At 69.9% G+C, this 12,909-nt stretch carries 9 protein-coding genes and 2 pseudogenes; 7 read left to right on the top strand and 4 right to left on the bottom strand.

The genetic code is table 11. The features are described from left to right. Positions 1–46: 46 nt before the first annotated feature. Positions 47–1,087, bottom strand: a complete 1,041-nt coding sequence (locus CUT44_RS17955) for an ATP-binding protein (protein ID WP_100202892.1) — start codon at positions 1,085–1,087, stop codon at positions 47–49. 115 nt (positions 1,088–1,202) lie between these two features. Between CUT44_RS17955 and CUT44_RS17950 the strand changes: the two genes are divergently transcribed. Further along, positions 1,203–2,051, top strand: coding sequence for a Fic family protein (locus tag CUT44_RS17950; protein WP_100202891.1), 849 nt, complete (start codon positions 1,203–1,205; stop codon positions 2,049–2,051). A 383-nt stretch (positions 2,052–2,434) separates the two neighbouring features. On the opposite strand, the gene CUT44_RS17945 is transcribed toward CUT44_RS17950, so the two are convergent. Further along, a complete protein-coding gene (locus CUT44_RS17945; protein ID WP_100202890.1) occupies positions 2,435–3,271 on the bottom strand; it encodes an HAD family hydrolase in 837 nt (278 codons plus the stop codon). Between the two features lie 450 nt (positions 3,272–3,721). Here CUT44_RS17945 and ssd point away from each other — a divergent pair, with 450 nt between their 5' ends. The 3 genes and pseudogenes from ssd (at position 3,722) to CUT44_RS17930 (ending at position 6,727) form a co-directional block, all read left to right on the top strand. Next, positions 3,722–4,825 (top strand): septum site-determining protein Ssd, encoded by a 1,104-nt coding sequence (ssd, locus tag CUT44_RS17940; RefSeq protein WP_100202889.1) that lies wholly within the window; start codon positions 3,722–3,724, stop codon positions 4,823–4,825. Beyond that, positions 4,822–5,757 (top strand): annotated as a pseudogene (locus tag CUT44_RS17935) (TadA family conjugal transfer-associated ATPase); the annotation flags it as partial. The gene ssd and the pseudogene CUT44_RS17935, both read left to right, overlap by 4 nt. 52 nt (positions 5,758–5,809) lie before the next feature. Further along, positions 5,810–6,727, top strand: coding sequence for a restriction endonuclease (locus tag CUT44_RS17930; protein ID WP_199185742.1), 918 nt, complete (start codon positions 5,810–5,812; stop codon positions 6,725–6,727). A 45-nt stretch (positions 6,728–6,772) separates the two neighbouring features. On the opposite strand, the gene CUT44_RS17925 is transcribed toward CUT44_RS17930, so the two are convergent. Together CUT44_RS17925 and CUT44_RS17920 are read right to left on the bottom strand one after the other, a co-directional pair. After that, complete coding sequence (locus tag CUT44_RS17925; RefSeq protein WP_233221475.1) at positions 6,773–8,515, bottom strand: site-specific integrase; 1,743 nt, start codon at positions 8,513–8,515, stop codon at positions 6,773–6,775. Positions 8,516–9,246: 731 nt separating this feature from the next. After that, a complete protein-coding gene (locus CUT44_RS17920; protein WP_233221474.1) occupies positions 9,247–10,521 on the bottom strand; it encodes a tyrosine-type recombinase/integrase in 1,275 nt (424 codons plus the stop codon). Positions 10,522–10,638: 117 nt separating this feature from the next. Between CUT44_RS17920 and CUT44_RS17915 the strand changes: the two are divergent. The 3 genes and pseudogenes from CUT44_RS17915 to CUT44_RS17905 form a co-directional block, all read left to right on the top strand. Then, positions 10,639–10,947 (top strand): annotated as a pseudogene (locus CUT44_RS17915) (TadA family conjugal transfer-associated ATPase); the annotation flags it as partial. Between the two features lie 104 nt (positions 10,948–11,051). Further along, the gene (locus CUT44_RS17910) at positions 11,052–11,960 is read left to right on the top strand and encodes a type II secretion system F family protein (protein ID WP_100203050.1); all 909 of its coding nucleotides are present in this window, start codon (positions 11,052–11,054) and stop codon (positions 11,958–11,960) included. Then, positions 11,957–12,835: a type II secretion system F family protein gene (locus CUT44_RS17905; protein WP_233221473.1), complete on the top strand. Its 879-nt coding sequence runs from the start codon at positions 11,957–11,959 to the stop codon at positions 12,833–12,835. The genes CUT44_RS17910 and CUT44_RS17905 overlap by 4 nt, the downstream gene beginning before the upstream one ends. The last annotated feature ends 74 nt before the right edge of the window (positions 12,836–12,909 follow it).

Genomic DNA, 12,909 nt, shown 5'->3' with positions numbered 1-12,909 from the left:
TCGTGCGGGTCGAGGGCTGCCGTCAGAGGTACCGTCAGAGCTGTCGTCAGACGGGCTGGGGCGCCCGGGCCGCCGTCTCGCCCAGCACGAAGGACGGGTCGACCTGCGCGGCCAGGTCGGTGCCCGTCCGCGCGTTGCCCCAGCTCTCGGCGTTCCGCAGATGGAAGTGGACCATCTGCCGGGTGTAGCGCTCCCGGTCGCGCCGTCCGTACGACGCGTCGGCCGCCCCGTACATCACCCGCAGCGCCTCCCGGTCGGCCTCCGCCAGCTCCGTGAACGGCCTGGGGCGGCCCTTCTCCAGAGCGCGCACCCAGTCGGAGTGCCCGACGGCCGCCAGCAGGTCGTCACCGGTCTCGGCGCGCAGGAAGTCCAGGTCTTCCGGGCCCTGCACCTTGTTGCCGATCACGCGCAGCGCGACGCCCCAGTCGCGGGCGTACTCCTTGTACTGCCGGTAGACCGCCACCCCCTTGCGGGTCGGCTCGGCCACCAGGAACGTCATGTCGAAGCGGGTGAACATGCCGGAGGCGAAGGAGTCCGAGCCCGCCGTCATGTCGACGACGACGTACTCGTCGCGCCCGTCGACCAGGTGGTTCAGATACAGCTCCACGGCACCGACCTTGGAGTGGTAGCAGGCCACGCCCAGGTCCTTCTCGGTGAAGGGGCCGGTGACCATCAGCCGGACCGTGTCACCGGGGGCCCCGCCGGGTGCCCCGGTGGAAGCGTGCCCGGGAGCGCCGCCGGGATCGAGCCGGACGCGGCGGGCGCAGGCGTCGTGGACCGGGTTGTCCTCGGTGATCCGCAGCAGCCGGGAGCCCGTGCCCGGCGGAGTCGTCTTGATCATCGCCTCGGCGGAAGGGATCCGCGGGTTGGTGCCGCGCAGGTACTCCTTGATCAGCGGCAGCCGGGCGCCCATCGCGGGAAGGGCTGCGGCCTCCTCCTCCGGCAGCCCCAGCGCGGTGCCCAGATGCTGGTTGATGTCGGCGTCCACGGCCAGCACGGGAACGCGACGGGCGGCGAGATGGCGGACGAACAGCGAGGACAGCGTCGTCTTGCCGCTGCCGCCCTTTCCTGCGAAAGCGATTTTCATAACCGATAGCGTAGTGAGGTGCACGGGGCCCCGGAGACGGGGAACGGGACCGGGTGAAGAAGACCACTCGAACGTGGGGCGTGGCGGCCGGGCACGGCTGCGTAGGGTCTGGGGCATGTCTACGACTGCTGATCCCCTCGCCGCGCTGGGCGAGCTGCCCGGTGTCCCCGACTCCGTCTCGGCGATGCGCGGAGCCGTGGACCGGGTGTACGGACACCGGGTGATGCGGCGCCGCAGTGCCGAGGTCACCGCCGAGGCGGCGCTGCGCGGCGCGCGGGCCTCCGCGGCGCTCGGCGGCGCCGACTGGCCGCTGGAGGAGGTGCGCCGGCGCAGCGACTTCGGGGCGGACGCCGAGGCCCGCACGGTCGGCGCGGCCCTGCGGGTGGCGGCGGAGGCCGGGCAGCTGCTGGGCGTGTGGCGGCAGTCGCCGCTGCGGGTCCTGGCCCGGCTGCACCTGGTGGCGGCGGGCGGCGGAGTACGGGATCGGGAGACGGCCCGGTCCGGCGGCGATCCGGTGGGGCGGCCGCGGCTGGCGGGCGAGCCGGTGACGGAGCTGCTGCTCGACGGCTTCCCGCTGCTGGACGCCGACGAGGTCACCGCCCGGCTGGACGGACTGGCCGGGCTGATCGTGGCGGGCACCGCCGCGCCCGCGCTGGTGACGGCGGCGGTGGTGCACGGCGAACTGCTGGCCGTACGGCCCTTCACCGAGTACAACGGCCTGGTCGCCCGGGCGGCGGAGCGGCTGGTGCTGATCGCCTCCGGGCTGGATCCGAAATCCGTCTGCCCGGCGGAGCTCGGCCACGCCGAGCAGGGCGGCGAGGCGTACGTCCGTGCCCTCGCGGGCTATGTCTCGGGCACCCCGGAGGGCGTGGCGGAGTGGATCGCCCACTGCGGCCGGGCGGTGGAGCTGGGGGCGCGGGAGAGCACGGCGGTCTGCGAGGCGCTGCAGCGCGGGGCGGCCTGACGGGCTGGACTGTGCAAGCGCCACGGGCGCAGCACGGGCGGTGCGGACACACAAGTGCGACGGTACCGGCGTTGAGTCGGCACCGTCGCTGGCACGTCCGCCGGGGTACCAGGCGTGCATGAGATCCGCCGACATCAGGTGGGCATCTCGCCCGGTCCTGGTGCGGCTGGCCCTATCGCGGGTCGGCTGCGCGTGGGTTCCCGGCTTCCATGCTCGGTCCGTGGGGCCTCTGTCTGTACCGGACTTCCTCTCGGATGCGATTCGGTTCAGGTCTCGCGGGCCGTTGGTTTCTTTGTACCCCACGGCGGGACGAATCGGAACCCTTGCCCACCGATCTTTTCTTTCACCTTCAAACGTCGTCGAAAGGGACGCGGGCGGCGTGCTCAGGCGGTACCGAACCGGGCCCGCCGTCTGCTCGCGTACCACACCAGGCCGGCGGTGAGCGCGGCCGTGCCGACCGCCACCGCCGCGGCCAGCGCGGGCCGCTGGGGCATCGCGAATCCGGAGAACCGCTGCTTGAGGCGGACCGGGCGCTGGAAGGTGAGGATCGGCCAGTCCCGGGCCACCGCCTCGCGGCGCAGCGCCCGGTCGGGGTTGACGGCGTGCGGGTGGCCGACCGCCTCCAGCATCGGGACATCGGTGACCGAGTCGCTGTAGGCGTAGCAGCGGGAGAGGTCGTACCCCTCGGACTCGGCCAGTTCGCGCACCGCCTCCGCCTTGGTGGGGCCGTACGCGTAGTACTCCACCTCGCCGGTGAAGCGGCCGTCCTCGACGATCATGCGGGTGGCCACGACGCGGTCCGCGCCGAGCAGTTCGCCGATCGGCTCGACCACCTCGGCGCCGGAGGTGCTCACGATCACGACGTCCCGCCCGGCGAGGTGGTGCTCCTCGATGAGGGACGCGGCCTCGTCGTAGATGATCGGGTCGATCAGGTCGTGGAGCGTCTCGGCGACGATCTCCTTGACCTGCTGGACGTTCCAGCCGCGGCACAGCGCGGACAGGTAGGCGCGCATGCGCTCCATCTGGGCGTGGTCGGCGCCGCCCACCAGGTACACGAACTGGGTGTACGCGGTACGCAGCGCGGCACGGCGATTGATCAGGCCACCTTGGTAGAAGGACTTCCCGAAGGTGAGCGTGCTCGACTTCGCAATGACCGTCTTGTCCAGGTCGAAGAAGGCAGCGGTGCGCGGCAGCGAGTGGTTTTCCACGAGGGTGAGCATAGGCGCCCGCCATTCGGCGTAAGGTGGGGCGTGTGGGTTTGCCTGAGAAGGCTCTCGGGTACACCATGGAAGTCACGGATCGTTCGCGACCGTGCTACCCCGGTCCGGCTCCTCCCCCCCCGAGTCGGCCGTGGAGACGACCCCCGCTCTCCCCCCCGGCGGGGGTCGTCGCATGTCCGGGGGCATGTCGGGTTGCCAAACCCCTTTATGTTGCATCTTTGATCTCTCTGGGCGCCGAGCGCCGCATCCCTCCGCGTCGTCACTCTGTGTAGTTGTCAAGCTGCGCGCGGGGGCTACTCGTTTGAGTGAGCGAGTTATTCACAACTGCCGAGTTGTCCACGCATTTGGACCAAGATCATCGATTTTTTCCGTTCCCCGGCACGGTGATTGAGCACGGCGTTCGCGGATCTTCCGCGAACTGGAGAGTGCGAATCCGGAAGGGGACGGACAGTGGCCGGAAGCATCCTGATCGTCACGGAGGACGAGAAACTGCTGGACGACCTGCTGCGGCTGTGCGCCGCGGCCGGGGCGGAGGCGGAGGTGGCGCACGGGGCGCCACCGGGGCCGGGCGTCTGGGAGGGCGCCCCGCTGGTGCTGGTCGGCGACGACCGGGCCGGCCCGCTGTCCCGCTCGGCGCGTGCGTCCGCACGCCGGGCGGGCGTGCTGCTCGTCTGCCGGGATCTGGACGATCCCGGGGTCTGGCGGCGCGGCATGGGGATCGGCGCCGAGCATGTGGTGTTCCTGCCGGACGGCGAGCCCTGGCTCACCGGGCGGATCGCCGACGCGGCCGAGGGCGTGGGGCGGCAGGCGCTGACGGTCGGGGTGCTGGGCGGCTGCGGCGGAGCCGGCGCCTCGACCCTGGCCTGCGCGCTGGCGGTCACGGCGGCACGTGCCGGGCACCGCACGGTGCTGGTCGACGCCGATCCGCTCGGTGGCGGCCTGGACATTCCGCTGGGCGGAGAGCGGGCGGAGGGCCTGCGCTGGCCCGCGCTCGCCGAGTCGCGCGGCCGGGTCGGCGGGGTGGCGCTGGAGGAGTCCCTGCCGGTACTGCACGGCCTGCGGGTGCTCAGCTGGGACCGCGGGGACAGCGTGGCCGTCCCGTCGGAGGCGGTGCGCGCCGTCCTGGGCGCGGCCAGACGCCGCGGCGGGGTGGTCGTGGTCGATCTGCCGAGATGGCTGGACGAGTCGGTCGCGGAGGCACTGTCCCAGCTCGACCTGGGGCTGCTGGTCGTGCCCGCCGAGCTGCGGGCCGTCGCCGCGGCGCACCGGGTGGCCTCCCGTACGGGCATGGTGCTGCGGGATCTGCGGGCGGTGGTGCGCGGCTGCGCGGGATCGGGGCTGGCGGGCGGGGAGATCGCCCGGCTGCTCGGACTGCGGCTCGCCGGTGAGGTTCCCACCGAGGCGGGGCTGTCGGCGTCGGTGGACGCCGGACGGCCGCCCGGCACGGACGCCCGGAGTCCACTGGCCCGGTTCTGCGCCGGCTTCTGGGCCCGCGCGATGCCGGAGAGCGGCGGGGCGCCGCCGGCCGGCGGCCTGGGGAGCGTGGCCGTATGAGCGCGCGTACACGGGCTCGTACGGGGCCTGGGGCGAATGCGTTGGGAACGGGCGTACCCGCCGGGCCGGAGGCGCCGCGGGCGCTGGTGGACGCGGTACGCCTGCGGCTCGCGGAGGCGGGTGCCGAGCCCACCCCCGCCCGGGTCGCGGCGGCGCTGCGGGCCCAGGGGAGGCTGCTGGGGGACAGCGCGGTGCTGGGCGTGGTGGAGGCCCTGCGGTCGGAGATGGTCGGCGCCGGGCCGCTGGAGCCGCTGCTGGCCGAGCCGGATGTGACGGATGTCCTGGTGACCGGGCCGGACGAGGTCTGGGTGGACCGGGGCGACGGAGTGGAGCGCACCGCGGTCCGCTTCCCGGACGCGGCCGCCGTTCGCCGGCTGGCCCAGCGGCTGGCCACCTCGGCGGGCCGGCGGCTGGACGACGCCCGCCCGTGGGTGGACGCCCGGCTCCCGGACGGCACCCGGCTGCACGCGGTGCTGCCGCCGGTGGCGGTCGGCTGCGCCTGTCTGTCCCTGCGGGTGGTGCGGCCGAGGGCCTTCGCCCTGCCGGAGCTGACGGCGGCCGGTACGGTGCCGCCGGGCGGTGACCGGCTGCTGCGGGCGGTGCTGGAGTCCCGGCTGTCGTTCCTGGTCAGTGGCGGGACGGGGTCGGGGAAGACGACCCTGTTGTCGTGTCTGCTGGGGCTGGTGGGGCCGCGGGAGCGGATCGTCCTGGCCGAGGACTCCGCCGAACTGCGCCCCGACCACCCCCACGTGGTGCGGCTGGAGGCCCGGCCCGCCAACCAGGAGGGAGCGGGCCGGGTCACCCTGCGGGACCTGGTGCGGCAGGCCCTGCGGATGCGGCCGGACCGGCTGGTGGTCGGCGAGGTGAGAGGGCCGGAGGTGACGGATCTCCTGGCCGCCCTGAACACCGGCCATGAGGGCGGGTGCGGCACCTTCTCCGAACTACGCCTGCGGTCTGGCTCCAAAGGCTCGTAGTGTTCCACCTGTGACGCTGCGTGAAGAACTAGAGAACCTAGCCAAGCTTTACCAGGGAATGACGCCACAGGCGCGGGGGCGCAAGTTCGAAGGATGGTTGAACAGGCTCCTCGCATCGGAGGGGATGTTTCCGAGGACCTCGTTTCGACCCGCAGGGGAAGAGATAGATGGTTCCTTTATGCATGAGGGACGCTTCCACCTACTCGAGGCGAAGTGGTGGAAAGACCAGGTTCCCGCATCCGCCATCTATCAGTTTAAAGGAAAGGTGGACGGCAAGCTCGTTGGAACAATCGGCATCTTCATTTCCATGTCGGAGTACGGCCCTGACGCCGTCGATGCCTTGCGCGTAGGCAAGGATTTGAACGTGCTCCTTTTTGATCGTGATGACGTTTTCGCCGCCGCGACACATGGGTTCGGGAACGTCCTCCGACACAAGCTCCGCCTGGCAGCTGAACTGGGGGAGGTATTCGTTCCCTACATTGCAACGGTTGAACCTAGCGACAAGCCTCTCACCGTAGTAGTGGAAGGGATGCGCGACGAGTTGTTTATCCGCGGAATCGCACAGAATCTCCTCTCCAGAGGCATCAAGACACGGAAGTTGACCGTAATTCATTCACAGGGCTCCGTGGGACTTGCGAACGTTGCGCTGGCCGCTTCGGAATCTCGCGTCGGGCCTGTCGTAATCTTCACTGATCTGTCGAGTGCCGCCGAGCAGCTTCCCGATGATGTCATGTATGTTGCGGGGCGAACAGAGGGAGTTATCGCCGGGCCCTGGAGTGAGAAATGGCTGGGTTTCGCTTCTAAGCGTGAGGCGAAAAGCGCGATAAGGATGGACAAATTTCTTGCTCATGTGGCGGAGATTGACATCGAAGAGATCGCGGAGAGGGATGGCCACTTCCGGAAGCTAGTTCGTCTCCTTAGCGATTAGAAAAAGCCCATCCAGGGGCGATTTCCCCCGCATCTTCTGTGCGCTTCATGTCGACTCGGTGGCGTCAGCCTCGCTGTCACGAGCAATCAGCTGGTCGAAGCTGGGGGTGCCGAGGAAGACTGGTGAGTCCTTTCGGTTTTTCCTTGACTCAAGCTGAGCGATCTTTTCCTCTGCGGCGGTACGGCTGACGGATAGTTGCTCAACTTCGCCGAACCATCCCTCTCTTTCGGCTTCGGCGATCCGATCGGTGAGGTTGTCGCGTACTTCGACCAGGCGTGACAACTCGCTGAAGTCGACAATGAGTACGGGGCATCTGATACAAGCGTGCTCATGAATACAGTCGGTTCCGTAGGCTCGTCCGCAGTCGCCGAGGGCGAGCTTGCGGCGCGCGAAGTGGCCGAGAAACTCCTGCCACTCTTCTGGGGTCACGGCGCGATATTCCTCGACCGGACGCAGAGCCCGCCGGCGCGCGATGAACGCGCGGTGAGCCTCGATCGCCTTGGCAGGGTAGATCGCGTTATATCCCATGGTGGTGTTGATGTTTCCATGGCCTGCAATCACCTGCGCGATGTGCGGCGGCAGCCCGTTGAGGATCGCGTCCGTAATGAAGATTCGACGGAAATCGTGGGGCTGGAAATTCAAGGGTGCTCCGGAAGCGTCAGTAAGGCCAGCGGCCGTCATGGTTTCGTTCAATGATTGTCGGACCGTGTTCACCGAGACCGGCCGGTGCTCTTCACTCACTTGCCATTGGTAAAGGAGGGGAAGGGGATCGTTCCAGACCCGCTCTTGGTGGTCGTAGCTTGGAACCACAGGGACTGTTCCGTATTTCTGGCGGACGCGCGTGATCACGGCACTGAGTACATCGGCGAGTTCTGGAGAGATGAGGAGGAGTCGCTCTTGGTCGATCTTTGACGGGGCGATCTGCAACAGGGGAATGATCTCGCCGGTTGTGGGCAGTTTGTAGCTGATGATGCTGTGATGCCCGAGCTCCAGCAATTCTTCGATTCGGATTCCTGTGTGCCGCAGGATCTCGATCGTGGCCCAGGCCCAGAAAGCCCGCTTCTCCTCCGTGCGCAGGTCACGGCGCCGTCCCTGAACGTCGTGGACCGTGGTTGCCTGCCCGTCGGCGCGGGAGGTGGTCTTCGGGGCGGTGAATGTCTCTCCCAGGACGGTGAAGGTGGAGCCCAGAGGTGCTCTGACGAGGGCAGCAAGCCGCTCACTTGCCTCTTTGAGGCGGCGATCAGCGACACGGACGAGAGCCGGCAGGTAGGGCAGACGCTCACGGGTGCGCTGGTCCATCCGCGCCTTGACCTGCTGCTCAAGTTTCTTCACAGAGCAGTCCGCTTCGGAAACTGGAGACGGAACGGCCCAGGGTCCCCAGCGCTCGGGCTCCTCCAGTGCCCAGTGCCCGATATCCAGATAGAACGCACGGACCGCCATCATCACGGATGGCGCTGAAGCGCGCGGTCCCGTCACCTCCCCGACCGTCCCATCCGGGCGTCTCCTTCGGACAGTTTTCACTGCGAGGCGCGCCTTCCAGGCCGCAGCCATGTCGGGAGAAAGGCGGAGCGAGTTAATTCCGGGGTGATGCTGTTCAAGGTCAGCCCAGAACAATCGGCTGAGGTTCGTCGATAGAAGCTTGAGTGAGTTGTAGTCGATACTCGGCTGACGTTCCGAGAGATAGTCGACAATGAGGTCGCGAACCGGCTTGCACTGAAGGTGATACCGGTCCACGAGTTCGGCTGGCGTGACCTGACCTGAGCGGTTCTCGATCAGGCGAAGTGTCACCGGAGCATTAGACGGAAATTGCCCGATTCCGCGAAGCCAGGAGTAGGCAAGACGCACGGGGCCGCTTTGGTGCCGAGGTACTTCCCGAAGCCTCGCAAGGAAGTCTCCGACGACAATTTCTTCGATCTTTCCGCCGTGCATAACCAGGATCTGGGCAAGGGCCAGCAGCCCGTCCGATTTCCTGCGTCCGGACTGTGGGATAGCAGCTTGGAGCCGAGCGAACCCTTCTGCGTCTCGCGCGGCCGCGATGGCCGGCCTCAAGTGCTTTGATGGGTAGCGGGACAGCCATGCCGCATCGGGTCGGATGGCGTCCGCACAGATCAGAGCCAGGACCCCGGAACGGACTGTGCTTGGTGTGGGACTCCTGCCGATCGTGCGAGCCCACGCACGGACCCCTTCGATCAGTTCCTGCCCCGACCAGGTGACTGCCGGACTGGCCTGCCAGCGTTCCTGCCAAGTGGCTCCCGGGAACGTCTGCAGCCATTGCAGAAGCACCCGGGCACCGATCTCCCGAACCGCCTGGGCAGACTCGCCCGGCGCGCAGAGCGGCGGTCGTTGGATGCTGTGGAGGAGGTACTCCGAAGTCGCCTCCGTCATCGGCCATGTAGAGGCCGGTGTGCGTGGTGGGAAACGCCGGAGCAGCGCAGCAGCCTCCGCCCCCTTCAGGGTCCGCGTCGCGGGCCTGGCCGATGGTGCTGGAACTACTGGCGCCAAGGGAGGTGCGGGCTGCATCACGAGGGCTGCCTTCCGAACAGGATGTTGAGCGAGTCTGAGTTGTAGGCGGGAGACGGCACCACGGGCGCCGGGTTCTGCCGCTTTTGCTCCTGGCGAGCGTGGAAGGCGAGACCTGCCGCGATCACGTCGTCCTTGCTGGGCCGGTTGTAGATGTCCAAGGTCGACAGGTGTTTGTGGCCGAGGATGTGCTGAACGTAGACGGGCGGCATGTCCGGGTCGTCGAGCATCAAGAAGGTCGCGGTGTGCCGTAGGTCGTGGAGCGTCCAGTTGGAGCCCAGGAGTCCTTGGGCGCGTTTGAACATCATGCGGGCCGCGTCGTACTCCAACGGCCGCCACGGACGCCGCAGGGTCCACCACAGCGGCTGGTGGCGGCCTTGTGGGACCCCCTTCTTCCAGGCTTCTTCCTGGTAGAGCCGTAGCCAGACGAACGCATCCAGGTTGGCGGGCAGTTCCTGGTAGTCCTCGGTACCTTTGCGGATCACGCCGATGGTCTGCTGGCCGACCTTCGCGTCGCCCTGCTTTGGGCTGAGGAGTTCCTTGGCGCGGGCACCGTTGGAGACCCAGAAGGCCAACAGTGCCCGGTCGCGGTGCGAACGGAGGCTCGCGAAGACCTCGGTGTACTTGTCCTCGGGGATCCGCCGCGGAATCCGCTTGGGGACCTTGGGGCGGTAGCGGCCCTTCTGATCCGTCTGGAACTCGTCCATCGGGTTGTGGTGGGCGTTCGCCCGCTCACCTGGACGGCCCTGCTTGCCCTGGGCGCTGGGACGGCGCCGGCCCCGGTGTCGTGAGCAGTCCAAGGGGAACGGATTGACCAGCAGGGAACCGGAGTTGTTGTCCAGGTGCCAGTCGTAGAAGGTCCGCAGAGCCGTCTCGCAGTGAGCCCATGTGGTGGGAGCGTACTTCGCCCCGATGGTCGGCTTCCCGGTCACCGGGTTCGGAGTTCCCGGCGCCGGCCGACCAGTCCGGGACGGCGCCGGGATCTCGGAGGGGTCCTTGCCGCGGTGGCGCCAGTGGACGCGTAACGGTTTGTCCGCCAGTTTCATCCACAGTGTGAAATCCCGGGCGTCCACACGGGTCGCGCGGTCCCACTCGATCTCGAACGCCCACAGGAAGCGCCACCACCGCAGGAAATCCATGCCGTACGAGCGCGGCGTCAGCGGCGAGTACGGCCCAGCCAGCAGGTCCTTGAAGTACACCCTGACCGGCTCGACCGGCCGCCCGAACGGGTCCAGCAGCTGGTAGGGCTCCCACGGGTCTCCTGTCTCCAGCAACTTGCCAATCTCGGGCAGCACAAAGTTCCTTAGATCCCTTCCGGGACCCTCTTCACCAGGCATGGCGGGAAGCTAGCAGAAACCCCACCTGACCTGCGAAGACCTGTGAGTTAGTTCGGTCAATACACCGTCCACGCCAACGCGGCGGCCGACGTACCCGCCCGGCTGGAGGCGCTGGGCACCACCGCCGGGCTCGACCGGACCGCGCTGCACAGCCAGCTCGCGGCGGCGCTGTCGGTGGTGCTCCACCTGGAGCGGGACCGCCGCGGGCGGCGGCGCGTCGCGGAGATCCACGTACTGGAGCAGGACCGGTACGGCCTGGTGGTGACCGTACCCGCCGCCGTCTGGAGCCCGGGTGGCTTCGTGCGGGAACGGGGCTGGCCGCGGCTGGAACGGCTGTGCGCGCGGGGTGGTGGTGCGCTGTGACGGTGACCGGACCGGCCGGGACGGCCGGGCTGACGGGAGCGCTGGGACTGGCCGAAGCGGCGGTTCCGGCCGGAGCGGCGGGGCTGGTGGAGGCGCGGCCGGCCATGGTGTACGCGGGATCGGTGTGCGCGGCGATGGTGTGTGCCGGAGCACTGACCTGGCTGTTGAGCGGGCCGGGTGAAGGCGTGCGGCGGGCCCGGTCGCTGTGCGCGGACGATGCGGGGCCAGTTCCCCCGTGGTGGGCCGCCGCCCCGGGACCGGTGGCGCGGATCGTCGCCCGACCGGCACGTCTGCTCGGTGGCCGGGCCGGGGCCTTTCGCGGGATCCGGGCCGGGCTCGTGGGCTGGTGCCTGGCGGGTGGTGCGGTGTCGGCGCTGCTGGGGGGTTCGGTACTGCCGCTGCTGGCCGGGGTGCTGGCGGTGCCCTTGCTGGGGCGCGGGCTGCGGCGGCGGGAACGGCGGCGTGCGGGGGAGGCGCGGGAGGCGGCCGTCGTCGAACTGTGCTCGGCACTCGTCGGTGAGCTGCGGGCCGGCCGTACCCCGGAGCGGGCCCTGCTGGCGGTGGGCATGCCCGGCTTCGGGGACGGTGGCGCGGCGGTACTGGCGGCGGCGCGCTTCGGAGGGGACGTACCGGAGGCGCTGCGGCAGGCGGCCCGGCAGGAGGGCGCGGGCGGGCTGGCCGGGGTGGCCGCGTGCTGGCAGGTGGCGGTGGACGGAGGCGCGGGGCTGGCGGACGGGCTGGACCGGGCGGCCGGGGCGCTGCGCGCGGAACGCGACCAGCGGGAGGAGTTGCGCGCCCAGTTGGCGGGCCCGCGCGCCACGGCGCTGGTGCTGGCGGTGCTGCCGGCGTTCGGGCTGCTGCTGGGCACCGCCATGGGAGCGCGGCCGCTGCACGTACTGCTGCACAGCCCGGCGGGATGGGCCTGTCTGGTCGCGGCCGGGGCACTGGAGTGGGCCGGCCTGGCCTGGGTCGCCCGGATCATCCGTACGGCGGAGAAGGGCGGCCGGAAGTGACCGGCGAAATCTTCCACGGGTTGTGGACGGCGTTCCTCGGACCTTCCGGGCCGGTCGGCTTCCCCGGAGCGGCCGGACTGGCCGGACTGGCCGCTCCGGTGGCCGCCATCTGCCTGGTGGGGACGGTACCGGCGATGGGACGGGCGCGCCGGCACCGGCGGCGGCTGACCGCGCTGCCGGTCGGTCGGCCGGAAGGGCGGACACCGCCGCGCGTCGACCGGATACGGCGGCGGCTGCCACCGCTGCGGGACGCCGCGGCGCCGCTCGGTGTCCTGGCACTGGGAGTGGTGCTGGTCGGCGGTCCGGTCGGCTGGGCGTTCGGGGCCGCCGCGGCGTGGGGCCTTGGACGACTGTCACGCGGCCGCGGCAACCGGACGGAGAGCACCGGTCGTTCCCGTGCCGCCGGACGGTCCGCACGGGGTGAGACGGACCTCGGAGTGCGGGTGGACGAGCGGTTGCCGATCACCGCGGAGCTGCTGGCCGCCTGCCTGGCGGCGGGTTCGGGGCCGTGTGAGGCGGCCGGGGCGGTGGGCGCCTCGGTGGGCGGTCCGCTCGGCGAGCGCCTGGTCCGGGCCTCGGCCGAGCTGCGGCTGGGCGGTGATCCGGCGGCCGTGTGGGAGCGGCTGGGCGAGCTGCCAGGGGCGGCCGGGCTGGCGCGGTGCCTGGAGCGGGCGGGGACGACCGGAGTGCCCGCCGTGGAACAGGTGGGCCGGCTGGCGGCCGAGTGCCGGGCCGCCCGGGCGCGGGCGGCGACGGGGCGGGCCCGCCGGGCCGCGGTCCTGGTCACCGGGCCGCTGGGGCTGTGCTTCCTGCCCGCCTTCCTGCTGGCGGGAGTGGTGCCGGTGGTCATCGGCCTGGCGCGGTCCCTGCTGTGAGCCGGTCGCCGTACGGCGACCGAGAAGAGAACACGAACACCCGGAACACCCGGAAGAACACCCGGAACAGAACC

The sequence above is a fragment of the Streptomyces carminius genome (assembly GCF_002794255.1).
GTDB lineage: Bacteria > Actinomycetota > Actinomycetes > Streptomycetales > Streptomycetaceae > Streptomyces > Streptomyces carminius.
Note: the sequence above shows the minus strand (reverse complement) of the source record. Positions and strands in the feature narration are given on the sequence as shown.

Bases quoted from the DNA above. Each gene is read 5' to 3' on its own strand.
- CUT44_RS17955 (WP_100202892.1), bottom strand. From the start codon at position 1,087: ATGAAAATCGCTTTCGCAGGAAAGGGCGGCAGCGGCAAGACGACGCTG.
- CUT44_RS17950 (WP_100202891.1), top strand. From the start codon at position 1,203: ATGTCTACGACTGCTGATCCCCTCGCCGCGCTGGGCGAGCTGCCCGGT.
- CUT44_RS17945 (WP_100202890.1), bottom strand. From the start codon at position 3,271: ATGCTCACCCTCGTGGAAAACCACTCGCTGCCGCGCACCGCTGCCTTC.
- CUT44_RS17910 (WP_100203050.1), top strand. From the start codon at position 11,052: ATGGTGTACGCGGGATCGGTGTGCGCGGCGATGGTGTGTGCCGGAGCA.